This window comes from Bacillus sp. FG16, assembly GCF_057809515.1.
Map to the genome: position 1 here is coordinate 1 of NZ_JBMDKC010000092.1, position 22,466 is coordinate 22,466.

The 22,466-nt window shown below is 32.7% G+C and carries 24 protein-coding genes and 1 pseudogene; 18 read left to right on the forward strand and 7 right to left on the reverse strand.

What is annotated here, in order from left to right; genetic code table 11:
* Window positions 1-34 precede the first annotated feature (34 nt).
* From ACODS7_RS25000 to ACODS7_RS25045, 10 genes and pseudogenes are all read left to right on the forward strand, one after another.
* Window positions 35-544 (forward strand): annotated as a pseudogene (locus ACODS7_RS25000) (PPC domain-containing protein); the annotation flags it as partial.
* 179 nt (window positions 545-723) lie between these two features.
* Window positions 724-1,713 (forward strand): phosphatidylinositol diacylglycerol-lyase, encoded by a 990-nt coding sequence (gene plcA / locus ACODS7_RS25005; protein ID WP_029443097.1) that lies wholly within the window; start codon window positions 724-726, stop codon window positions 1,711-1,713.
* Window positions 1,714-1,904: 191 nt separating this feature from the next.
* Window positions 1,905-3,314, forward strand: a complete 1,410-nt coding sequence (locus tag ACODS7_RS25010) for a glycoside hydrolase family 1 protein (protein WP_029443096.1) — start codon at window positions 1,905-1,907, stop codon at window positions 3,312-3,314.
* A gap of 30 nt (window positions 3,315-3,344) precedes the next feature.
* Entirely contained in the window at window positions 3,345-4,052 is a 708-nt protein-coding gene (locus ACODS7_RS25015; RefSeq protein WP_016080562.1) for a GntR family transcriptional regulator, read from the forward strand.
* Window positions 4,049-4,255 carry a hypothetical protein gene (locus ACODS7_RS25020; RefSeq protein WP_042969044.1) on the forward strand — a complete coding sequence of 69 codons (207 nt, stop codon included), beginning with the start codon at window positions 4,049-4,051 and terminating at the stop codon, window positions 4,253-4,255. Before ACODS7_RS25015 ends, ACODS7_RS25020 begins: the two co-directional genes overlap by 4 nt.
* 15 nt (window positions 4,256-4,270) lie before the next feature.
* A complete protein-coding gene (locus ACODS7_RS25025) occupies window positions 4,271-4,462 on the forward strand; it encodes a hypothetical protein (RefSeq protein ID WP_000006459.1) in 192 nt (63 codons plus the stop codon).
* A gap of 187 nt (window positions 4,463-4,649) precedes the next feature.
* Window positions 4,650-6,083 (forward strand): MocR-like pyridoxine biosynthesis transcription factor PdxR, encoded by a 1,434-nt coding sequence (pdxR, locus tag ACODS7_RS25030; RefSeq protein WP_029443095.1) that lies wholly within the window; start codon window positions 4,650-4,652, stop codon window positions 6,081-6,083.
* Window positions 6,084-6,116: 33 nt separating this feature from the next.
* Complete coding sequence (locus ACODS7_RS25035) at window positions 6,117-6,473, forward strand: CidA/LrgA family holin-like protein (RefSeq protein ID WP_029443094.1); 357 nt, start codon at window positions 6,117-6,119, stop codon at window positions 6,471-6,473.
* A 23-nt stretch (window positions 6,474-6,496) separates the two neighbouring features.
* Complete coding sequence (locus ACODS7_RS25040) at window positions 6,497-7,168, forward strand: LrgB family protein (RefSeq protein ID WP_029443093.1); 672 nt, start codon at window positions 6,497-6,499, stop codon at window positions 7,166-7,168.
* Window positions 7,169-7,188: 20 nt separating this feature from the next.
* Complete coding sequence (locus ACODS7_RS25045) at window positions 7,189-7,614, forward strand: YfmQ family protein (RefSeq protein WP_243169012.1); 426 nt, start codon at window positions 7,189-7,191, stop codon at window positions 7,612-7,614.
* A 22-nt stretch (window positions 7,615-7,636) separates the two neighbouring features.
* On the opposite strand, the gene ACODS7_RS25050 is transcribed toward ACODS7_RS25045, so the two are convergent.
* Both ACODS7_RS25050 and ACODS7_RS25055 read right to left on the reverse strand, forming a co-directional pair.
* Window positions 7,637-8,107: a CBO0543 family protein gene (locus ACODS7_RS25050; RefSeq protein WP_103574451.1), complete on the reverse strand. Its 471-nt coding sequence runs from the start codon at window positions 8,105-8,107 to the stop codon at window positions 7,637-7,639.
* Window positions 8,013-9,191 (reverse strand): DUF2515 domain-containing protein, encoded by a 1,179-nt coding sequence (locus ACODS7_RS25055; protein WP_029443092.1) that lies wholly within the window; start codon window positions 9,189-9,191, stop codon window positions 8,013-8,015. The genes ACODS7_RS25050 and ACODS7_RS25055 overlap by 95 nt, the downstream gene beginning before the upstream one ends.
* Before the next feature lie 312 nt (window positions 9,192-9,503).
* On the opposite strand from ACODS7_RS25055, the gene ACODS7_RS25060 reads away from it, so the two are divergent.
* From ACODS7_RS25060 to murG, 4 genes are read left to right on the forward strand one after another with little or no spacing between them, the layout of a single operon-like run.
* Window positions 9,504-10,490: a UDP-N-acetylglucosamine 4,6-dehydratase family protein gene (locus tag ACODS7_RS25060; RefSeq protein ID WP_029443091.1), complete on the forward strand. Its 987-nt coding sequence runs from the start codon at window positions 9,504-9,506 to the stop codon at window positions 10,488-10,490.
* The gene (locus ACODS7_RS25065) at window positions 10,487-11,398 is read left to right on the forward strand and encodes an SDR family oxidoreductase (protein WP_029443090.1); all 912 of its coding nucleotides are present in this window, start codon (window positions 10,487-10,489) and stop codon (window positions 11,396-11,398) included. Before ACODS7_RS25060 ends, ACODS7_RS25065 begins: the two co-directional genes overlap by 4 nt.
* Window positions 11,395-11,745, forward strand: a complete 351-nt coding sequence (locus ACODS7_RS25070) for a DUF6572 domain-containing protein (RefSeq protein ID WP_016080571.1) — start codon at window positions 11,395-11,397, stop codon at window positions 11,743-11,745. The genes ACODS7_RS25065 and ACODS7_RS25070 overlap by 4 nt, the downstream gene beginning before the upstream one ends.
* A gap of 48 nt (window positions 11,746-11,793) precedes the next feature.
* A complete protein-coding gene (gene murG / locus ACODS7_RS25075) occupies window positions 11,794-12,858 on the forward strand; it encodes an undecaprenyldiphospho-muramoylpentapeptide beta-N-acetylglucosaminyltransferase (RefSeq protein WP_029443088.1) in 1,065 nt (354 codons plus the stop codon).
* Window positions 12,859-12,957: 99 nt separating this feature from the next.
* Here murG and ACODS7_RS25080 read toward each other — a convergent pair whose 3' ends face one another.
* On the reverse strand, window positions 12,958-15,678 hold the full coding sequence (locus ACODS7_RS25080; RefSeq protein WP_243169013.1) for a sensor domain-containing protein: 2,721 nt from the start codon (window positions 15,676-15,678) through the stop codon (window positions 12,958-12,960).
* A 410-nt stretch (window positions 15,679-16,088) separates the two neighbouring features.
* Here ACODS7_RS25080 and ACODS7_RS25085 point away from each other — a divergent pair, with 410 nt between their 5' ends.
* From ACODS7_RS25085 to ACODS7_RS25095, 3 genes are all read left to right on the forward strand, one after another.
* On the forward strand, window positions 16,089-16,904 hold the full coding sequence (locus ACODS7_RS25085; RefSeq protein WP_016080574.1) for an alpha/beta fold hydrolase: 816 nt from the start codon (window positions 16,089-16,091) through the stop codon (window positions 16,902-16,904).
* An 83-nt stretch (window positions 16,905-16,987) separates the two neighbouring features.
* Window positions 16,988-17,563, forward strand: a complete 576-nt coding sequence (locus ACODS7_RS25090; RefSeq protein WP_016080575.1) for a histidine phosphatase family protein — start codon at window positions 16,988-16,990, stop codon at window positions 17,561-17,563.
* A 321-nt stretch (window positions 17,564-17,884) separates the two neighbouring features.
* On the forward strand, window positions 17,885-18,202 hold the full coding sequence (locus ACODS7_RS25095) for a hypothetical protein (RefSeq protein WP_029443086.1): 318 nt from the start codon (window positions 17,885-17,887) through the stop codon (window positions 18,200-18,202).
* A gap of 92 nt (window positions 18,203-18,294) precedes the next feature.
* Here ACODS7_RS25095 and ACODS7_RS25100 read toward each other — a convergent pair whose 3' ends face one another.
* Entirely contained in the window at window positions 18,295-18,933 is a 639-nt protein-coding gene (locus ACODS7_RS25100; RefSeq protein WP_029443085.1) for a YczE/YyaS/YitT family protein, read from the reverse strand.
* 196 nt (window positions 18,934-19,129) lie between these two features.
* Here ACODS7_RS25100 and pepT point away from each other — a divergent pair, with 196 nt between their 5' ends.
* Window positions 19,130-20,362, forward strand: a complete 1,233-nt coding sequence (pepT, locus tag ACODS7_RS25105) for a peptidase T (protein WP_016080578.1) — start codon at window positions 19,130-19,132, stop codon at window positions 20,360-20,362.
* Between the two features lie 38 nt (window positions 20,363-20,400).
* On the opposite strand, the gene ACODS7_RS25110 is transcribed toward pepT, so the two are convergent.
* Genes ACODS7_RS25110 through ACODS7_RS25120 form a run of 3 tightly spaced genes read right to left on the reverse strand, consistent with a single transcriptional unit; the run spans window position 20,401 to window position 22,416 of the window.
* Complete coding sequence (locus ACODS7_RS25110; RefSeq protein ID WP_029443084.1) at window positions 20,401-21,312, reverse strand: DNA-3-methyladenine glycosylase 2; 912 nt, start codon at window positions 21,310-21,312, stop codon at window positions 20,401-20,403.
* On the reverse strand, window positions 21,309-21,839 hold the full coding sequence (locus ACODS7_RS25115; protein ID WP_243169014.1) for a methylated-DNA--[protein]-cysteine S-methyltransferase: 531 nt from the start codon (window positions 21,837-21,839) through the stop codon (window positions 21,309-21,311). Before ACODS7_RS25115 ends, ACODS7_RS25110 begins: the two co-directional genes overlap by 4 nt.
* Window positions 21,820-22,416, reverse strand: coding sequence for a bifunctional transcriptional activator/DNA repair enzyme AdaA (locus ACODS7_RS25120; RefSeq protein WP_029443083.1), 597 nt, complete (start codon window positions 22,414-22,416; stop codon window positions 21,820-21,822). The genes ACODS7_RS25115 and ACODS7_RS25120 overlap by 20 nt, the downstream gene beginning before the upstream one ends.
* Window positions 22,417-22,466 lie beyond the last annotated feature (50 nt).

Sequence of the window (22,466 nt, forward strand, 5' to 3'; positions counted from 1 at the left end):
GCAGTATAGACACTTTTATCGATGTTAAAACATTAAACGGAACTTATATAGACCAAGTGAACTAAGAGCAATATTAAGCAACCAGAGCACAGGAACAAAATCTAAAAATCCATATGCAGATAAAATTGGTGTTTTACCAGATTTGAAGTCTATACTAGTAAACTTAGGTTATGAACAAAGAAAACCAAACGGTGGGAATGAGTTACAAGTAACAGAAAATGAACCAAACAATGAGCCTAGACAGGCAAATAAAGTTAACTTTCATACACCGGTGAAAGGAACGCTACATAATAGTGATAGAGTAGATGTATTTACTTTCCAAATTGACTCACCGGAAAATATTAATATTTCTCTACTAAATGAACAAAATATCGGAATGACATGGGTACTTCATCATGAATCAGATTTAAATAACTATGTAGCATATGGTGAAAATGAAGGAAATGTAGTTAAAGGAACTTATAATGCAAAGCCAGGGAAATATTATTTATACGTCTATAAATATGAGAATAAAGATGGTTCATATGTATTGAACATAAAATAAGCAAAAGGAACTTCAGATGAAGTTCCTTTAAATTTTTCTAATTTAGTATATGTGAATGATTTTTTAACTTTACTTCTATGCAATATTTCATATTGATGAAATGTTATTTATTTTTTATGAACTAGCTTATATTATATTCAATAAGTTTGATGTAAAAACAGAAAAAGTGAGGGATAATAATGAGCAATAAGAAGTTAATTTTGAAATTATTCATATGTAGTACAATATTTATCACATTTGTATTTGCTTTACATGATAAGAGAGTAGTTGCAGCTAGCTCTGTTAATGAGCTTGAAAATTGGTCAAAATGGATGCAACCTATACCTGATAATATCCCGTTAGCACGAATTTCAATTCCAGGAACACACGATAGTGGGACGTTCAAGTTGCAAAATCCGATTAAGCAAGTGTGGGGAATGACGCAAGAATATGATTTTCGCTATCAAATGGACCATGGAGCTCGCATTTTTGATATAAGAGGACGTTTAACAGATGATAATACGATAGTTCTTCATCATGGGCCATTATATCTTTACGTAACACTGCATGAATTCATAAATGAAGCGAAACAATTTTTAAAAGATAACCCGAGTGAAACAATTATTATGTCTTTAAAAAAAGAGTATGAGGATATGAAAGGGGCAGAAGGTTCATTTATTAGTACGTTTGAAAAAAATTATTTTGTTGATCCTATCTTTTTAAAAACAGAAGGAAATATAAAACTTGGAGATGCTCGTGGGAAAATTGTACTACTAAAAAGATATAGTGGTAGTAATGAATCTGGAGGATATAATAATTTTTATTGGCCAGATAATGAGACGTTTACCACAACTGTAAACCAAAATGTAAATGTAACAGTACAAGATAAATATAAAGTGAATTATGATGAGAAAGTAAAATCTATTAAAGATACGATGGATGAAACGATGAACAATAGCGAGGATTTAAATCATCTATATATTAATTTTACAAGCTTGTCTTCTGGTGGTACAGCATGGAATAGTCCATATTACTACGCTTCTTATATAAATCCTGAAATTGCAAACGATATAAAACAAAAGAATCCTACAAGAGTAGGCTGGGTAATTCAAGACTACATAAATGAAAAGTGGTCACCATTATTGTATCAAGAAGTTATAAGAGCGAATAAGTCATTAATAAAAGAATAAAGATGATGAGAGTAAGAAGCGATAAAATATATCGCTTCTTTTTCTTTTCCAATAACCAACAATAGAAATTGTACTTTTATAATAGAAAAAAATAAAAACATAAGATATAATCATACATATAAAATTTGTACCTATAAATTTTATATATGTGAATGAATTTGATTTGTTATAATGAAATGGAGGTATATACTATGAAGTTTCCACATGATTTTTTATTCGGAGCTGCTTCAGCTTCTTATCAAGTAGAAGGTGCATGGAATGAAGATGGAAAAGGTGTTACGAATTGGGACGAGTTTTCAAAAATTCCTGGCAAAACATACAATGGAACAAATGGTGATGTAGCTGTTGATCATTATCATCGATATAAGGAAGATGTTCGCTTAATGGCTGAGATGGGATTAGAATCGTATCGTTTTTCTATTTCTTGGGCGAGAATATTGCCGACTGGAGATGGAAAGGTAAATGAAAAAGGGATTGAATTTTATAACAACTTAATTGATGAATGTTTAAAATACGGGATTGTGCCGTTTGTCACTTTATATCATTGGGATTTACCATTACCGTTAGAAAAAGATGGTGGATGGACGAATAAAAGAACAGCAGAGGCTTTCGTAAAATATGCAGAAACTTGTTTTAAGGCATTTGGTGACAGAGTTAAGCATTGGATTACTTTTAATGAGACAGTAATGTTTTGTGGATTAGGTTATTTAAAAGGTGCACATCCACCAGGAATCCAAAATGATGTTCCAAAGTATTTTCAAGCGACTCATTATGTATTTTATGCACATGCGAAAACAGTTGCGGTGTACAAGCAGCTGAAACAATATGGTGAGATTGGGATTACACATGTTTTCTTACCTGCTTATAGTGTGGATGATCAAAAAGAAAATATACGAGCAGCAAATCATGCGAATGAATATGAAACGTATTGGTATTATGATCCAATTTTAAAAGGCGAGTATCCGTCTTATGTTGTACAACAATTAAAGGAAAAAGGATGGACTCCTAATTGGACGGTTGAAGAATTAGAAATCATTAAACAAAATGCAGAAGAAAATGATTTTATTGGCTTGAATTATTATCAACCAATACGAGTAGAAAGATACGATATGGATATAAAGAGTGAGGGACATTCTCGAGAAAACTCAACGCTTGCTCCAGGTAACCCTTCTTTTGATGGTTTTTATCGAACAGTTAAAATGGATGATAAAACATATACAAAATGGGGATGGGAAATATCTCCCGAAGGTTTCTTAGAGGGATTGCATATGTTGAAAGCGCGTTACGGTGACATAAAGATGTATGTAACGGAAAATGGACTTGGTGATGAAGATCCAATCATTGACGGAGAAATTGTAGATGTTCCGAGAATTAAATTTATTGAAGCGCATTTAAAAGTAATGAAGCGTGCAATTGAAGAGGGAATTAACTTAAAAGGTTATTATGCATGGTCAGTGATTGATCTTTTAAGTTGGTTAAATGGATATAAAAAGCAATATGGCTTTATTTTTGTCGATCATAATGATAACTTAAAACGTAAGAAGAAACTTTCGTTTCATTGGTATAAACGTGTGATCGAAACGAGAGGGGAAGAGTTATAACAGATAAAAGAGTATTTTAGGAGAAAGTGTATGAGTGCAAAGTATAAACAAATTGCAGATGTGTTAGAGCAAAACATTCGAGATGGGCTTTTTAATGAAACGAAAAAACTACCTACAGAAGAAGCGTTGATGAATCGATTTGAAGTAAGCCGTAATACGATACGTAAAGTAATTAGTCAGCTTGTGAATAGAGGTTATATTTTTCAAGTGCAAGGTAGTGGCATGTTTTTACGCGAAACTTCTGTAACAGATTACATTAATTTAGGAAGTTTACGTGGATTAACGAAAAATCTTGTTTCACAAAATATTGAAACGAAAGTGTTAGAGCTTGAAGTAATAGATGCGGACGAAGAGATAGCAAAGCGGATGCAATGCGAAACTGGAACTAGGTTGTATTTTTTGAAGCGCTTAAGAATTGTAGATGCTAAACCATTCTCTATTGAAATAAGTTATTTCAAAAAGGATATTATTCCATATTTGAACGAAGAAATAGCATTAAGCTCTGTATACAGTTATTTCATTGAAGATTTACGATTAAATATTGGTTTTGCTGATAAAGTTATTAGTTGTGAAAAAGTAAATAAAGAAAATGCACAGCTTTTAGAATTAAATGAAGGTGATCCGGCGCTTCTTATTGAAAATACAGTGTATCTTGTAAATGGAACAATTTTCGAGTTATCTCAGTCGATGTTTCATTATGAAAAGGCGAAACTTTTAAATCGAATTAATTTTAAATGAAAAATTATCGTGTAAAAAAGCAACTGGTCCTAAGTGATCAGTTGCTTTTTATTTTTGAAGTGGATGAGCAAAAAAACACGAAAGTGGTTGGTCCGCTTTTTGCAAACATCTATTATGATAAGAGAAGAAAGGTAGTATGTTATCAACGTTTTAAAGAGGAAGGTTTTTATGTAAGTTCTTTAATTAAAATAGATGGGTCTTAGAGAGGTGAAAAGACAATGAGTTTTGCAATTTCACTAGTCGTTATTATTGTAATTGTATCGCTATTTGGGACTGTACTAGTTGCAAGAAACGTGGAGGAGAATTACGGTAAGTCTACAAAAAGAAATGTGAAAAACTTATCTGCAATCTATATTCTTCTTCTTTTTGTTCTACTAGTTGGGGTAACATGGTATGCGGTAATGATTTGATAGTTTGTAAAAGAACTGGAAATGAGAGTATGAAGTTGGAATTTCAGAAGCTATTGAGTAATCAGAAAGAGAACCATTTTGGATATATCCATTTACGGATAAGAAAATGTGACTAATTAATACTATTTTTACGGTGAATACTGTTAGTAAAAAATGAGGATAGTTCGTTTTGAAAGGAGGGAACTAGATGGAATGGAAACCAAATCGTGCAGATAAGACACCTGTATATAAACAAATTGCTGATTATATTGAAAGAGGCATTTCTTCAGGTGAATTTCCTTCTGATAGTAAGTTACCTTCTGAGCGTATATTGGCAAAGGAATTAGAGGTGAACCGGAGTACAATAGTAGCTGCGTATGAAGAATTAAAATCACTTGGAGTAGTAGAACGGCAAAAGGGAAGCGGAACACGGGTTAATACAGACATATGGGGTGTCTCACATAAACGAATACCGAACTGGGGTAGGTACGTGGAGGATGGATCGTTCTTACCTAACGTACCACTCGTTCAACAAATTCGAACGGAAACACAAAAAGATGATTTAATTAATTTAGCGAGTGGTGAACTGTCACCAGAATTAATTCCGAGTGATAGATTTCGAACAATTTTGGCGGAGAAAACATTTATGGAAAATCTCGGCTATGACCATCCACTTGGAAATGAGATGTTGAGAAAAACAATTGCAGCACATGTTCAGCAATATAAACAAATTGAAGCAGATTCAAGCTCTATTCTTATTACGTCTGGAGCACAACAGGCGCTTAATCTTATCGTTCAATGTTTATTAAAACCTGGCGATGCGATTGCGATTGAAGATCCTTCATATTGTTTTTCACTTCCAATGTTTAAATCGGCCGGTTTAAACATATTTCATTTACCTGTTGATGAGCATGGAATGAATCCAGATGACTTAATCGATTTGCACAAAAAGCATCGTATTCGTATGGTCTTTTTGAATCCAGATTATCAAAATCCAACAGGTACTGTGCTTTCATTAGCGAGACGTAAAAAGATTTTAGAACTGTCTTCTGAGTTCGGTATACCAATTGTAGAAGATGATCCGTATAGTTTAATTTCTTTTAATGGAGAAGTGAACCCGACATTAAAATCAATGGACCAAAATGGAAATGTTCTTTATATAAGTTCATTATCAAAAATTGTTGCATCAGGATTACGTATTGGATGGATAATTGGTCCTACACGCGTAATTGAGCGTTTAGCAGATGCAAAGCAACAAGTTGATTTTGGCCATAGTGTATTTACGCAGTGGGTAGCAAATCAATTTTTAGAATCAAAGGATTTTCATACACATATTACGATACTTCGTGGACAATTGAAGCAAAGAAGAGATGAATTAATTGCAGAGCTTGAAGGAACATTGGGAGACCGAGTTGAATGTTTCGTGCCAGAGGGTGGAATACATGTATGGTGTAAAGTGAAAGGAAAGTTTGATGAATATCACTTATTAGGTGAATCTATACGGAATGGTGTCGCATTTGTTCCGGGCAGTGTTTTAGGTTCGAAAAATGAATATATACGATTTACGTTTGGTAGAGCGAATATAGAACAAATTCAACTTGGAATTAAACGGTTTGCCGACACGCTAAATGAGATTTCATAATATGGATGTGTGATAGTGAAATGAGGGAAAGAAATGAAGTACGTGACGCTTTTACTTCAAGTAGGCGTGCTATATATATTTAGCTTAGTGGGTACGTGGATTCAGGAAATATTCCATCTATCAATACCGGGAAGTTTAATAGGGATGTTAATGCTGTTCCTGCTCCTTTCCACTCGCGTTTTACCGTTAAAATGGTTTGAGTTAGGTGCGGAAAAGTTAATCGTATTTTTACCGTTATTTTTAATCCCTTCGACAACAGGGCTGATGGAATACGGGTCTTTTCTTTTAAGTAAGGGGAGTATTATATTCCTTTTAGTAGTTGCAAGTACTGTAGTAACTTTGATTGTTTCAGGGTATATAAGTCAATTATTAGTAACATCAAAAAAATAAAATCGACAAGGTGCACGATTCAAATGGTCTTAATTATTATTACTGTAGCAATTTATTTCTTGGCGACAAAGTTATATAAAAAATTTACGTTTGCATTTACGTTACCGGTGTTAACAGTTACGGCAATTATGATTTGTTTATTTTTGATTTTTGGTATTTCTCATCATGAGTATAGGGAAAATGGGGGAGACATTCTTTCAAGCTTATTGAGCCCTGCAATTGTAGCATTGGCCATACCTCTATTTAAAGAGCGAAAGATACTTATTAAAAATTTTTTATCGATACTTATCGGTGTAGTGATAGGTATAGTGGCTGTAACGAGTATGAATGTAGTGATTGGTGGGATTTTAAATATAGATAAGGAACTTATATTAACTACTCTACCACAATTAGCAACGATGCCTATTGCTCTTTCATTAGCGGATCAAATTGGAGGTATTCCATCTATGACTTCTAGTTTTGTAGTTGTTGCAGGAATAACAGGTGCTATTATCGGACCAACAGCACTTAAGCTTTGTAGTATAACAAGTACGATTGGAAAAGGAGTTGGAATGGGCTGTGCATCACATATTATTGGTGTGAGCCGTTTAGTGAAGGAAGGCGAGAAAGAAGCGACTATCGGTTCGGTAACGATGATTGTAACTGGAATACTCATTAGTATACTAATACCGTATGGAACGAAATTTATTTTTTAAATGTAATGGAGATGATAACAATGACAACCTGGTTTATAGTTACATTATTTGTTTTTGGAGCTATTAAAGTATTAGTTTCTAGCATGCCCACTTCTGTTGTAGAATCAATTATTAGTAAATTTGAATTGCATCAAAAGCTTGAGGCGGAAAATACTTCTATATCGATAGATGGAAAAAATTTAGAGGGAGAAATGAAACTACAAGTTATTCATGAATTTAATGAGGCTTTGTTTTTAGATAAACATTATTTCCCGCCGCACGGAGAAGGGACACCAATAGTCATTGATACGAAGAAAGGGAATAAAGAGATTAGATTTTCTCTATATAGCTATGAGGAACATGTTGATGTCATTAAGCAATATAAGAAAAAAGTCGTTGCCTATCGTTTACGCTCTAAAAGCCTTCAAACATTGGCATCATTAGCAATAACGGAAGAGTATGCTTAAGAAGAGACCTATAATGGCCTCTTTATTTTTTTATCCAGTTATATACCTTCCAAATAAAAGAATGAAAAATCATATAACCAAATAAAGAATATGTATGGTTCCAATTTGTACTATGTACAAATAAACCTAAACTTTCAGCAATTTGTTCAAAAAGGCTAGCGCAAATACCAATTGAAATAATAAATAGAATTCTAGAAACTTTAGATAATTTTTTTGAAATGTGTATAAAGATAATGGTTGAAATCGGCAGTACGAACAATGTGAAAGCTATATTAACCGAAAATTTGGATGAGAAGGGCCTAGCCGGAAAGGAATATATTTGTTTATGAACAAAAAAAGCATCTAAGCAAGTTCCAATAATAGAAGAGAGAAAGATTGTAACTATTAATGCTAGAAAATCATTCTTCTTCTCTAAGGAGGACGTTTTTCTTCGCGAGAATTGCGAGTTCAATTTTTTCGAGTGTTTTGCAGTAGTCTTCTGTAATTTGTCCATGTATATTTTCCTCCTTATCAACTAAGTAATTTACAACTTGCCAATCGGTAAACCAATCTTCGCTGCCATCTTCTTCATGTTTCATATTTCGCCATGCATAGATGAGCTCAGGGCTGTATATACGATAAGCGCCGCTACGTAACTGGCATTTCTTTATTCGGCGCTTATAAAACTCACGGGAAAAAGATTCATTTACACTTGAAAATAAATGAGGCCAGTAATCTTTCCTTGATCCTGTATGCGGATGGTGTTGAGCCCAGCTAATTATTTGAGATAAAACATGTGTATCCCGAAATAATAATGAATACAACCTTTTTCCGATTAAGATTCGTTCATGTAAGGAAGTGAAATGTTTCATTGTATCACCAAATAGTAATACTTTTTGTCTCTTATCATTTTCGTAGAATGGGAAAAGGATATGATTAAACTGAAAAAAATCAAAGAGTTTAAATCCAATACTATTTAGTACAGTCTTTTGAAAGTGTACATTTTGAATCACTCTTTTTTCTAAGTAGTTTTGTTCATTAATAATAGTTGCAATCGCTAATGTTTTTTTATTACCTGTTTTCCAAAAATCGTTCCACATCGTTTCCATAAATGTAGAAACGTTTAGGTGAGGGAGAAGGTGAAATAGCTTTTGTGATCTTTTTACACTTTGTTCGTAAAGCAAAAATTGAGGATATACATCTTGGAAAATGAGCCAATTCCCTCTTTCTAAAAAAGAAAAAAATATGAGTTGATCTTTCTCTGATAAAATTCTCGTATATAAATCACCCTTTAAATCAGTCATATTCCAACCGCCGTTACGTGATACCATATGCCCAAGTAGTGCCCAATGTATTTCTGGATATTGAATGTAAAATTGGTAGTATGCACGTGTTCTTGTAACATTATTTTTATTTAGCTGTTCTGTTTGTATTTTTATTTTGTTGATGATGAGTTGCTCTTCTTTCGTTAATTTATAAATCGTGCCAGAAGGCATGATCTTGCTTTTTTGTTTTAATTCATTCTTTACATCGAATAGAGAGAGAGGCAGTGCTTTGGAAAGTCCGTTATATGTATGATTTGAATTGCTTCGGTACATTCCGTTACCTCCCTTTTTTTATAAATTTAAACATGATTATTGGCTATGAATCATTCTATTTATTTTATTACGAGTATAAGAAATAAATGAGCGGTGTTTTTTTACAAGGAATGTAGTTATCATGCAAACAGTATAAAAAAATTTGCTGTTGTAAGGTGAAATGAAAAACAGAAACTATGTTTAATAGTTTCTGTTTTTTTATTTTGTCAATTAAATGTAACAAACGACGATTATGATTTGAATCAATTGAAAATAATTCAATAAATTTTATAAATACAATTTTAATTGAAGTGTTTGGTAGGAGGAAAAGGAATGCTAAATAAAATAATTTTAATTACTGGTGGTACAGGTTCGTGGGGACATGAACTTATAAAACAACTATTAGAAAAATCACCGAAAGAAATTAGGGTTTTTTCAAGAAATGAAACGGTTCAGTTTGAAATGCAGCAACAGTTTATAAATGATGATAGATTAAAATTTATTATTGGAGATATTCGTGACAAGGATCAACTAGTCTATGCATGTCAAGGCGTACATTATGTTTTCCATCTTGCAGCTTTAAAACACGTTCCAGTATGTGAGTATTATCCTTATGAAGCTATAAAAACCAATATACATGGTACGCAAAATGTAATTGAAGCAGCTATACAGATGCAAGTGGAGAAAGTTATATATGTTTCAACGGATAAAGCAGCCGATCCATCAAATACGTATGGGATGACAAAAGCAATTGGTGAAAAGTTAATGGTTCATGCGAATGTGCAAATGAAGAAAACAAAATTCATTTGTGTTCGTGGTGGAAATGTTTTAGGGACGAGTGGAAGTGTAGTACCGCTTTTTAAACAACAAATTAACAAATCTTCACAAGTAGGGATTACCGATGCGAATATGACTAGATTTTTCTTAACAGTTGAAGATGCTGTTGGATTGTTATTTAAAGCCGTATATCAAGGTAGAGGCGGGGAAATCTTTGTTATGAAAATGCCGGCATGTAAAATAACAGATTTAGCAGAAGTATTAATTGAAGATTCGGGAAAAGAAAACGTTAAGGTAAAAGAGGTAGGGATAAGACCGGGTGAAAAATTAAGTGAAATGCTTTTATCTGAGGTAGAGAGTAAAACAAGTATAAGTTTTGATCAAAATTATTTTGTAGTACTACCGACTATTCCTATAGAAGGGCTTCAAGAATATTATGCTAGCTATCCGCTTGTGGATGTAAAGAGTTTTAGTTCTCAACAAGACTTACTTGCAAAACATGAGGTGAAACAAATGTTATTAAAAGGAGGGTTTTTACGATGAAAAAAAATGCGAGCCTTTTAATAACTGGTGCAAATGGTTTCACAGGACGTCATGCTTGCCAATATTTTTTAGAGCAGGGCTTTCATGTAATTCCTATGTTTCAAAATCGTGCACATAGAGAAAAAATTAGAAATGGTATTACTTGTAATTTAACTAATAAGAGCGAAGTAATGAAGGTAATGAAACAAATAAAGCCAGACTACGTATTGCATTTAGCAGGAAGGAATTCAGTTATAGAATCTTGGACAGCTGCTCTTGAATATATAGAGATTAACGTAATAGGAACGTTATATTTATTAGAAGCAATTAAGCAAGAAGCCTCGCATTGTAGAACATTAGTTATAGGATCGGCTTTGCAAGCAGATAGTATGAACGAAATAAAAATTTCAAATCCATATAGTTTAAGTAAAACGATGCAAGTCATTATTGCAGAGGCTTGGGGAGGATTAATGGATTCAAATATTATCATTGCAAAGCCCTCAAATTTAATTGGTCCAGGGGAATCGAATGGCATTTGTTCGATTCTCGCAAAGAAAATGATAGATATAGAATCAGGTAGAAGTAAAGCCATTATTGAAGTAAATAGTTTGAAAGATAGTAGAGATTTTCTAGATGTACGTGATGCGATTAAAGCGTATCATTTGTTATTACGAGATGGAATAAATGGAAAACAATATAATATCGGATCAGGAGTAAAACGATCTTTATTAAATGTACTAGAACAATATAAAGAATTAACACAGCTAAATTTTTTTATAGAGGAAACAGAGAAAAGAGGGAGCGACTCAAATGAGAGTTTAGCAATAGAGGAAATAAAAAAGTTAGGTTGGATTCCAGAAATTGAATTTCATCAATCATTAAAAGATGTACTTGAGTATGCGAAGTGTAGTGACATCTGCATTCAATGAAAAACAAAAAAGGGTGTAAGAAATATATGAATGGTTATGAAGTAATAGATAATCAAAATACGCTATTTCTTTCAATTGTTGATACGTTGGATTGGAGAGATGAAGAAGCTCATGTATTGCGTCTTTATGAGGCAATACATAAATATCAAGCGTATGTAGAAGAAAAAAGAGTTAATCAAATAAAGTCAGCATTAGAGACGGAAACTAGATATGTGATTCAAATCTTTGCTCAATACGAGTGTAGTGAGTATGGAAATGATTTTTATGAACTCATTAAAGATCTTTTACAAGATATAGAGGTGGAGTTAAAGATTTATATAAAAAATAATAAGTTTATTTACATTTAAAAGGTAAATATAAAGCTAGATTTTTAATAATAAAGGTGGGTATAAGTTATGAGCAAAACGATTCTTTTTACTGGGGGCGGTACAGCCGGACACGTTATGATTAATATTGTATTAATTCCTAAATTTATAGAGCAAGGATGGAGAGTCGAGTATATTGGATCCAAAAATGGAATTGAAAAATCATTAGTGCAAAATGTTAAATACAATAGTGTTTCAACGGGCAAGCTTAGGAGATATTGGGATTGGGAAAATTTTAAAGATCCTTTTAAAATTATACGAGGTTGTTTACAAAGTTATAAATTAATTAAGAAAACAAAGCCTGACGTTATCTTTTCAGCAGGAGGATTTGTTTCAGTTCCTGTAGCTATAGGAGCATGGTTAAATCGTGTGCCTATCATTATACGTGAACCAGATAGCACATTAGGACTTGCCAATAAAATAGCATTACCTTTTGCTACAAAGCTATGCACAACATTTCCTCAGACAGGAGAAAATGTAAGTAATGAGAAGAAGGTTTATGTAGGACCAATTGTAAGGGAAGAAATTGAGAAGGGTAACGTATTAAGAGGAAGAAGATATTGTGAATTTCAGCAAGATAAACCAGTATTATTAATTATGGGTGGGAGTCAAGGCGCTAAGTGGATAAATGATATGGTAAGGGAATGTTTAGATACAATACTATTAAACTTTAATATTATTCATATATGTGGTAAAGGGAAGGTAGACCCATCTATTGGCATGGAGGGGTATATGCAATTTGAATATATAGGCGATGAGTTGCCGCATATACTAAATATGGCAAGTGTTGTAGTTTCAAGAGCGGGTTCTACTGCTATTTCTGAATTGTTATTTTTAAAGAAACCGATGTTGCTTATCCCGTTAACTAACAGTTCCAGTAGGGGAGATCAAGTTTTAAATGCTGAATATTTTTCACGGCAAGGATATGCGGAAGTTATACTCCAAGACAGAGTAAGTACGAATACATTTATACATGCAGTAAATAAGTTGTATACAAATAAGGAGAAATATATTCAAAACATGAATGGATATAAGAAAACAAATGATGAGGGGATTCATCATTTAATAGATATAATAAATGAAGTGGTGAAGTAATAGAAATGTAAATAGAAAAACAAAAGGAAAGAAGGTATCTTCTTTCCTTTTTACTATATTTGTTCAAATTCATTATTATTTATTCCAATTAGCCATGTACTATGGGCGAATACCGTTTTCTAATAGCTCAGTAAATGCATTAATATGAATAGGTTTACTGTAATAATAACCTTGAATAAACTGACATTTATTTTTTTGAAGGAAATTTACGTGCTCTTTCGTTTCTACACCTTCAGCAATGACAGACATTCCTAATGTATTTGCTAATGTGATGATCGTTTTAATAATTTCCATTCCATCATCACATGTTTCAGACATTGTAATAAATTCTCTCGGGATTTTTAACGTATCAATTGGATACAAAGGTAAGTAGGCTAGTGAAGAATAACCTGTACCAAAGTCGTCGATTGAAATGTGAATCCCTAAACTTTTTAGTGTACGTAGTTTTATCAATGTTTCTCGCTCATCCATCATTGCAATTCGCTCTGTTAATTCAAGATCAAGAGAGCTTGTTGGTAAACCTGTATTTGTTAAAGTAGAAGAAATAGATTTTACAAAATCCTCTTGTTCAAATTCTTTAGCAGATAAATTTACACCTATTTTTAAATGTGAGTATCCGAGTGCGTGCCAACGTTTCATTTGCTTGCAAGCCTGCTCTAATGTCCATTTTCCTATTGAAATAATTTGTAGTGTTTCTTCTGCAATCGGAATAAACTCGTATGGAGAAATAATACCTAATTCAGGATGATTCCACCTAATTAAAGCTTCTGCACCGATAATTTTATTAGATTCACTATCAACTTGAGGTTGATACAAAAGGAACAATTCTTCATTTTGTAGTGCGTTTGGTAAATCTTTTTCTAATCGTAATCGTCTTTCAATTTTTTTAGCGATTACATCGTCATAAATAGAGACAGAGTTAAGTTCTTTTGCTTTTGCATCATACATTGCAACATTAGCGTTTTTCAGAAGTGTAGCGGTATCGATTCCGGAATGTGGATAAATAGCGATGCCGATACTCAGTGATAAAGTTAATTTATGCTCATGTATGATAAATGACTTTTTCATGCATTCAAATAATTGGTTACATAATTGGAATAAGTAATCTTCGTCAGTATAGTTCTCAATTATGATTGTAAATTCATCGCCACCGATTCTTGAAAGATGAGTATGTGATGGAAGACATGATTGGAATCGCTTTGCTACTTCTTCTAATATGTAATCTCCTGATGAATGTCCAAGTGTATCGTTAATTGCTTTAAAGCGATCTAAATCTAAATATAATAATGCAAACTCGCTTTCTGTTATTTTAGCATTTTTTATAACTCTCTTTAATTTCTTATGGAAAAAGGCACGGTTCCCAATTTTCGTTACAGTGTCATGGAATGCTAAATATTTTATTTCTTCTTGCTGTTTTTTTAGTGCAGTAATATCTTTCACCATAATATAGCTTCCTGAAATTTGTCCGTCTATTATAATAGGAATGATTGTAACGTATAAAAAATAAGTAAAGCCATCTTTATATTGAGAACTAAGTTGTAAGAATGCCGATTCTTGTTGTTTCACTTTTTCTAATGCCAATGCTAGCTTATGCTTATCTTCATCTAAAATGATCGAAAAACAAGTTTCACCTAGTAACTCATCCGTTGGTGCCCCAAGTAGTACACTCCCAGCCTTATTTACATTTAAGAATGTTCCGTTTAAATCAATGGTGAAAATAGGGTCAGGATGATATTCATATAATGATTTAAACTTTTGTTGTTTTTGAGAAAGAGCCTCTGATTTATGAACTAAATCAGACGTCCGTACAGTAACTTTTTCTTCTAGTTGGGCATTAAATGCCTGCAAACGTTTTGTTAAGGAGTTGTTTTGCATACGTACGATAGAATGACGAATGAGTACGAAAATAAAAGTAATACAATTTCCTGTAATGAGAGTTGAAGATGATGTTTGTTCTTTTAATGTAAACCCGATTAGTATTGCAACAGCAAGATAGGGAAATACAACTAAAGCTTTTTTCCCTATTATAGGGTTTACAATGAAATAATTTTTATGGCTATTATGATCTTCTGAAATAGAGCCAGCTATTGCAATAAGTAATATAGGTATTCTATATAAAAGACGTAATAATGTTATCGTTTCAGTTGATAAGTGGTTATTTAAGTAAAAATAAATATAGTTAAAAGTTGCAGAACTTATTAATACAAAAATAAAGATATAAATTTTCCGTTTGGAATTAAAAATTGTTGGACGGAAAAAGAGACTAACGCCTAGCAGTAGAAATAATAAATCTGCAATTGGGTATAAAAATGAAAGGAAAACATCTCCTAGTGAAAGAGCGAATATATTTAAATTTGGCTGATTAAATAAATACCATTCTAATGTGAATATGGAAGTAAGCACTATGCATATATCACAAATAAAGAATGCTTTTTCCCATTTATTGCATTCCTTTAAAATTTTATAGGAGAAAGCGATAAGACAGAAAAGTAGAAAAAACATGTAAAATACATCAGAAATAGTAAAACGATCTATTGGAATTTCGAAGAAGCTATCTTGATATGTATATACTATTTTCCCTAATAAAAAACTACCAATTGCTATTGTAATACATATCCAAAACGGATTTGAACTGACTTTTTTAGAATATATAGAGTAGATCAGTGATACAAATGTAATGGCTTCGACGATAAGTGAAGCGAAGCGTACATCTGAATTTGAAAAATGAGTAGGGAACAGATAGAAAAACATAAAATAGATTGAATAGCATATTAATGTTCCGATTAATATACATAATTGTAAATTTTTATTTAATTTCAATGAAATCACCTTCTTTAATTATGCACTATGTTCGTTATATCTATACATAATAATATTATTTAAGAATTGTATCAGATTTCCTTATAAAAATCATGTTTATAAGGAAAGTGTTAAAGAGTATAAGTATTCTTAAAGTTGAAAAAATATTTCGGTTGATAGTATAGACGGTATCAAGACTTTAAATAGAAATTGTATATTTAGTCATCCTTTGAATTGTAAAGTTTTTTTAGTGATTTGTAAGTGGAGATGCAAAATTGCATATAAAATGATGAGGATCTTTTTTTATATGAGATTTTTATTTTTTTAAATCTGAAAATTAACATTTGTGAAAATGTTGAGAAAGGATGTAAAATAAGAACGTGTATTCTTACAGAGTAGATAGTATTGCCACTAAATAGGGAGGGCTTCTTATGATATATCGAATTAAAGATGCAGAAATATACTATGAAATTGTGGGAGAGGGTAAACCGGTCATTATCATACATGGCTGCTCCCCTGACCATAGGTTAATGATGAAATGTATGGAATCAGTATTTCAGAAATATGAAGGTTATAAGCGAATATATATTGATTTACCTGGTATGGGAAAATCGAATGCTCCAAATTGGGTAAATAGTTCAGATCGTATAGTAGAAGTGCTTATCACATTTATTGAGGAAATCATTTCTACTGAAAAATTTTTATTAATAGGAGAATCATATGGAGGCTATTTAGCCAAAGGTATACTTACAAAGATGTTTGAGAGAGTTAGCGGATTACTATTAGTATGTCCTGTTGTTGTAGCGGAGCCAGAAAAAAGGATTCTTCCAGATAAACAGGTAATTGTACAAGATGAGGAATTTTTAAATACGCTTACTTCCACGGAAAGAGAGGAATTTTGTGAGTTAGCTGTAATAGCAAATCAATATACATATACGCGATTTAAAGAAGAAATTAAGCCTGGGTTAGATGTTGCTAATTATGAATTTATTGAAAGGTTGCAAAAGAATTACTCTCTTACTATGGATTTTCAGCGTGAAAAATATGAAAAGCCCGTTCTTTTACTGACTGGAAGACAAGATATATCAGTAGGTTATCAAAATATTATAGAAATTATTGAAGAATATCCAAGGGCAACATTAGCAGTGTTAGATATGGCAGGGCATAATTTGCAAATTGAACAGCCTGAATTATTTGAAAGTTTAGTAGGAGAATGGATTAGACGAACAAATCAGCACGTTTTATAAAGTATTTTAGTATTACGCTTAAGTGTTGAAATGAGATAAATGAACGTGATTTATTAACTAATAAACAATTTTAAGGAGAAATTATGAGCACATATATTTATATGGTTAGACATGGTGAATCACCAAAACTAGAAGGAAATGAAAGAATGCGCGGGTTAACTGAGAAGGGACATATGGATGCCCGTAGAGTAAATGATATATTAAAAGCGGAGAGAATTGATACTTTTATTTCCAGTCCCTATAATCGGGCTATGTTAACGATAGAGGAGTCAGCTAATTTCCATGAAAAAGAAATAGTAGTATATGAAAATCTTAAAGAGTGTATGTTTTTAAGTGAGGATCAGGTTATATCAGACAAAGAGGTGTATCCACTTGTACAGAAGATGTTCTCTAATCCGGATTTTGCAAGAACGGAAGGAGAGTCGTATGCAGATTGCCAGAGAAGAGTAGTGAAAGTATTAAAAGAAATCTTAATGGATTTTCAAGGACACAAAATTGTAATTGGTACACATGGGCTTGTCATGACAGTAATGATGAACTATTTTGATAAACAATATGGTTTTGAATTTTTAATGAATACGTCAAAACCGGATATATATAAGATGGAGTTTAAAGAAGAACAATTAATGAATGTAGAGAGATTATGGAAAGCGGAATAAAATTAGGTGCATGGATTTTGTTGTAAAAGTTACTTTTATAGCAAAGTCTTTTTTTGAATAGAAAGCATCTTTATCAACTATTTTTAGAATGTTAAATCAATAAGTAATTATTCAGTATTTGAATAAATTATGGGGAAATTGGTTTAGGGAAACAATTTTAAATGTGTCAAAACTCCAAACGTTGGATTTATATTCAATAGGAGAAAAAGATGTAGAATTTTGTCTTACAGTCCCCGTTTACTTTTCATTTCATTACATATAGGCTTTGTGGTGTAAGGGGGGACATCACCTTTACGCAAAATCTATAAGGAGGTCATTGTAATGAAACAGATTAAAAAGTTTGCGGGAGTTGCTTTAGCGGGGACAATTGGATTAAGTGGACTACTGTTTTTAGAACCAAGTGTAAGCGTTGCGGAAGCACAGCAAGTGAAAGTGGAAAATTTTAATACAATTGATGTAACGATGAACCTAAGTGAATTGTATGTATTAAGTGGCAGAAGCATTGATATTCTTTCTGGAGATAAAGAAGCAATTCAGTTAAATAAATACACAATTAGTTTTAATAAACCTGGGAAGTATGTGATTAAAGTAAATGGCTGTATTCATGATGATGTATATACTTTTATTGTAAATGAGTAGTATATATTCTTAAATTGCGAGATAAAAACAGAAACACCCTATTTGCGGTGAGAGTCGTAAATAGGGTGAATTTATTTGTATTAAGCTGTACTTTAAATATGTTCACTAATTTTCTTTTTGTTATGTAAAGTATGTAAAAGTGTTTGAAACATCTTAAATGATTGCTGAAAGATTGGACTTTGAATAAAGGTGTACAGAAAAGTTACGATGAAAACAGGACCTCCTAGCATAAATCCAATAACTAGTACAATACATTCTACTATGATTCTAGCACGGCTAATAGAAAGTCCTGTTTTGTCGGAAATAGTAAGCATGAATCCATCACGGGGGCCAGCGCCAATCCCAGCCGCAACGTACATACCTCCCCCGATACCTGTAATGGCAATACCAGAAAATAAAATGAGTAAGTTTATCCATAAATAATTACTAGCGTCTGGAAGCATGTTTGATTGTAAGAAAAAGTCCATAATGGGACCGATAAGTAGTGCATTCAAAAATGTACCCACATTTATATATTTTCGATCTACTAGTAAAGATATTAGAACGAGACATAACCCACATATGACACTCCACGTACCGATGGTCCATCCAAACTTTTGGTAGAGAGCCATATTTAAAACTTCCCAAGGGTGCAAGCCTAGAAATTTAACTTTGACTGCAAGAGCGTTTCCAAGGCCAAAGAAAATTAATCCTAAGAAAAAAAGAAAATAGCGAAAGAGAGTTAGCCTCATCTTTAAAACCTCCCATATTTTATAATTATGTATGTTACCTGTTCCGGTTTTAATGTACAAATATTATGTCTTTTTATCATTCGTTTAAATGTGTTAACAATGCAAATGAAATATACATCTTCACAGTCAAAAAAGTTAAAATATTTCGTTTTAAGGATTATAATGGAGAGAGAAACATAAAAGGGAGTGAATGAACTTGAAACAAGAACTTATTGAAAGATTTACGAGATATGTAAAAATTGATACGCAATCAAATGAAGAAAGCAATACAGTACCAACAACACCAGGACAAATTGAGTTTGGTAAGTTATTAGTGGAAGAGCTAAAAGAAATTGGGTTAACAGAAGTAACGATGGATGATAATGGCTATGTAATGGCAACACTTCCAGCTAATACGGACAAGGATGTTCCTGTAATCGGATTTTTAGCTCATTTAGATACGGCAACAGACTTTACGGGGAAAAACGTCAAACCACAAATTCATGAAAATTTTGATGGTAATGCAATTACGTTAAATGAAGAGCTAAATGTTGTGCTAACACCAGAGCAGTTCCCAGAATTACCATCATATAAAGGACATACCATTATTACAACTGATGGTACAACACTTCTAGGAGCAGATGATAAAGCTGGTCTTACAGAAATTATGGTTGCAATGAACTATTTAATACATAATCCGCAAATTAAGCACGGGAAAATAAGAGTAGCATTTACACCGGATGAAGAAATTGGTCGTGGGCCAGCGCATTTTGATGTAGAGGCGTTTGGTGCATCATTCGCTTATACGATGGATGGAGGTCCATTAGGTGGTTTAGAGTATGAAAGTTTTAATGCTGCAGGTGCTAAGTTAACGTTTAACGGAACGAATACACATCCTGGAACAGCGAAAAATAAAATGCGCAATGCAACTAAACTGGCTATGGAGTTTAACGGGTATTTATCAGTAGAAGAGGCACCAGAATATACAGAAGGCTATGAAGGATTCTATCACTTACTTTCTTTAAATGGTGATGTTGAGCAAAGTAAAGCGTATTATATTATTCGAGACTTTGATCGTGAAAATTTTGAAGCGCGTAAAAATAACGTTAAAAATATTGTGAAGAATATGCAAGAAAAGTATGGCGAAGATGCAGTCGTTTTAGAAATGAATGATCAATACTATAACATGCTGGAAAAAATTGAACCGGTAAGAGAAATTGTTGATATTGCATATGAAGCAATGAAAAGTTTAGATATTGAACCAAATATTCACCCGATTCGCGGAGGAACAGATGGATCACAATTATCATATATGGGATTACCGACGCCGAATATTTTCACTGGTGGTGAAAACTATCACGGTAAATTTGAGTATGTTTCGGTAGATACTATGGAAAAAGCTGTTCAAGTTATTGTAGAAATTGCAAGACGTTTTGAGGAGCAAGCTTAAAAAAGAACCAAGTAGTACGAATGTGCTACTTGGTTCTTTTAATATAGTACTCGCCACAAATAAAAAGTCGCATAAGACTCCCAATTTGCCCAGTTTGCTGCAAAATCTTTTATTTCATTTTTAGTCGGTTTATTTTCGGAGCCTATTATAAATTTAATTGCATTATGCAGACCAACATCATCAATTGGAAAAGCTGAAGGAAATCTTAAACAACGCATTAAAACATAGTTGGCAGTCCATGGGCCGATACCATGGATAGCAGTTAACTGTTTTTCAGCAATTTTTATATTTTGTGTTTGTAGTAACTCCTCTTTTGACAGTTTTCTCTCTGTAATAAGCTTCGCAATACCGATTAAATATTCACATTTTCTAGTCGTCATTTTTAATTGTTGGAGATCTTCTAGATGTAGATTTGCAATTGTTTCAGGTGATGGGAAAATCCAATGTTTTCTACCGTCCCATTCTACATAACTTCCAAATTGCTCAACTAATCTTCTTTTTAGTGTATAAGCATATGTTAGGTTAATTTGTTGACCGATAATTCCCCAGGAAAGTGCCTCAAATAAGTCTGGAATACCTAAATTACGAAGGCCATAATATTGTTCAATTGGTCCTTGAAGGAGTAAATCATGTTTAGCTAATGTATAAAAAGGGGCTAAATCAGTAGTTAAATCAAACCATTCTTTTACATAGTTAGCTACAGCCTCACGTATCGATTTTTCAGATGTATATGATTCTTCTAAACAACGTATTTGAATATTGCCATCAGTATTCAAACTAATTTCAACTAAAGGATTTACATCTTGAACAGGGATAACTTTATAAATTTTGTTGTCTTCAATATGGAACATACATTCATTGTTCGAACGTGATAGATAGCGTAAATTTTCTTGGAAACAAAATTCTTTCGGAACTGCTACAGATAATGCGCTATTATATTCTGCTGTCATATGAATTCCACCTGCAATTTTTCTAATGCAAGCAATTTTTTCTTCATGTCTAATCCACCCCTAAATCCGGTTAGTTTCCCATTCTTCCCAATAACGCGGTGACAAGGAATTGTAATAAGAAGAGGGTTAGCAGCAATAGCGGAAGCAACGGCGCGCACAGCTGCAGGTTTTTGAATTCTTTCAGCAATTTCTGTATAAGAATATGTCTTTCCATAAGGAATTTCACGTACCGTATTCCAAACAGATAATTGAAAATTAGTTCCATAAGCATCGATAGGGAATGTAAAAGTTTCTCGCTTGTTTTCTAAATACTCGATAACTTCTTTCGTATATATTTGCAAGTAATCTGGACTATGGATCAATATATGTTGGGGCAGTTTTTTTCTAGCCCATATATTTAATTCTTCAAAGTTTTCATCTTGTGATCCAATGAAACATAGTCCATTTTCAGTTGCAGCAATATGAAATCGCCAATTCTTATGTGTAAGTAGCGTCCAATATATATAATTATTTTTGTAGGAATTCATTATCGTATCCCTCTTTCATTTCGTTCTTTTTTCGATATTCAGTAGGAGTAAATCCGGCTTTCTTTTTAAATAAAGTTGCGAAATACTCTGGGTTTTCTATCCCGACAGCAGTACTAATTTCTTTAATAGATTGATTTGTGCGTAAAAGGTATTCGGTTGCTTTAAGAACCCTGAATTGTTGTATATATTCTATAGGAGTTAGCCCTATTATTTTTTTGAAAGTACGCTGCAAATGAAAAGGGCTACCGTGACATATTTCCGCAAGCATGTCGAGAGTTAAGGATTCGTCATAATGCTTTTCGATATAGTCTTTAATTTGTTCTACCCACTCTTCATTAGGCAAAGTGATCCCGTTTGGCTTACAACGTTTGCACGGGCGAAAGTTTTCACTTAATGCTTGTTCCGCATGATGAAAAATTCGTACATTGTTTCTATTCGGTATTCTTGATTTGCATGATGGTCTGCAAAAGATTCCAGTTGATTTCACAGCATAAAAGAATTTGCTATCATAGGAAGAATCATTATGAATAATTGCTTGCCAATACTCATTTGTTAATGTAACTCCTTCATTGTGTATAAATGCTAGTTTAAATGTACACATTAACACTTGAATAATCATGTACATTT

Coding starts and splice junctions, on each gene's coding strand:
- plcA (WP_029443097.1), top strand. CDS start 724: ATGAGCAATAAGAAGTTAATTTTGAAATTATTCATATGTAGTACAATA.
- ACODS7_RS25010 (WP_029443096.1), top strand. CDS start 1,905: ATGAAGTTTCCACATGATTTTTTATTCGGAGCTGCTTCAGCTTCTTAT.
- ACODS7_RS25015 (WP_016080562.1), top strand. CDS start 3,345: ATGAGTGCAAAGTATAAACAAATTGCAGATGTGTTAGAGCAAAACATT.
- ACODS7_RS25020 (WP_042969044.1), top strand. CDS start 4,049: ATGAAAAATTATCGTGTAAAAAAGCAACTGGTCCTAAGTGATCAGTTG.
- ACODS7_RS25025 (WP_000006459.1), top strand. CDS start 4,271: ATGAGTTTTGCAATTTCACTAGTCGTTATTATTGTAATTGTATCGCTA.
- pdxR (WP_029443095.1), top strand. CDS start 4,650: ATGGAATGGAAACCAAATCGTGCAGATAAGACACCTGTATATAAACAA.
- ACODS7_RS25035 (WP_029443094.1), top strand. CDS start 6,117: ATGAAGTACGTGACGCTTTTACTTCAAGTAGGCGTGCTATATATATTT.
- ACODS7_RS25040 (WP_029443093.1), top strand. CDS start 6,497: ATGGTCTTAATTATTATTACTGTAGCAATTTATTTCTTGGCGACAAAG.
- ACODS7_RS25045 (WP_243169012.1), top strand. CDS start 7,189: ATGACAACCTGGTTTATAGTTACATTATTTGTTTTTGGAGCTATTAAA.
- ACODS7_RS25050 (WP_103574451.1), bottom strand. CDS start 8,107: ATGGACAAATTACAGAAGACTACTGCAAAACACTCGAAAAAATTGAAC.
- ACODS7_RS25055 (WP_029443092.1), bottom strand. CDS start 9,191: ATGTACCGAAGCAATTCAAATCATACATATAACGGACTTTCCAAAGCA.
- ACODS7_RS25060 (WP_029443091.1), top strand. CDS start 9,504: ATGCTAAATAAAATAATTTTAATTACTGGTGGTACAGGTTCGTGGGGA.
- ACODS7_RS25065 (WP_029443090.1), top strand. CDS start 10,487: ATGAAAAAAAATGCGAGCCTTTTAATAACTGGTGCAAATGGTTTCACA.
- ACODS7_RS25070 (WP_016080571.1), top strand. CDS start 11,395: ATGAAAAACAAAAAAGGGTGTAAGAAATATATGAATGGTTATGAAGTA.
- murG (WP_029443088.1), top strand. CDS start 11,794: ATGAGCAAAACGATTCTTTTTACTGGGGGCGGTACAGCCGGACACGTT.
- ACODS7_RS25085 (WP_016080574.1), top strand. CDS start 16,089: ATGATATATCGAATTAAAGATGCAGAAATATACTATGAAATTGTGGGA.
- ACODS7_RS25090 (WP_016080575.1), top strand. CDS start 16,988: ATGAGCACATATATTTATATGGTTAGACATGGTGAATCACCAAAACTA.
- ACODS7_RS25095 (WP_029443086.1), top strand. CDS start 17,885: ATGAAACAGATTAAAAAGTTTGCGGGAGTTGCTTTAGCGGGGACAATT.
- ACODS7_RS25100 (WP_029443085.1), bottom strand. CDS start 18,933: ATGAGGCTAACTCTCTTTCGCTATTTTCTTTTTTTCTTAGGATTAATT.
- ACODS7_RS25110 (WP_029443084.1), bottom strand. CDS start 21,312: ATGACAGCAGAATATAATAGCGCATTATCTGTAGCAGTTCCGAAAGAA.
- ACODS7_RS25115 (WP_243169014.1), bottom strand. CDS start 21,839: ATGAATTCCTACAAAAATAATTATATATATTGGACGCTACTTACACAT.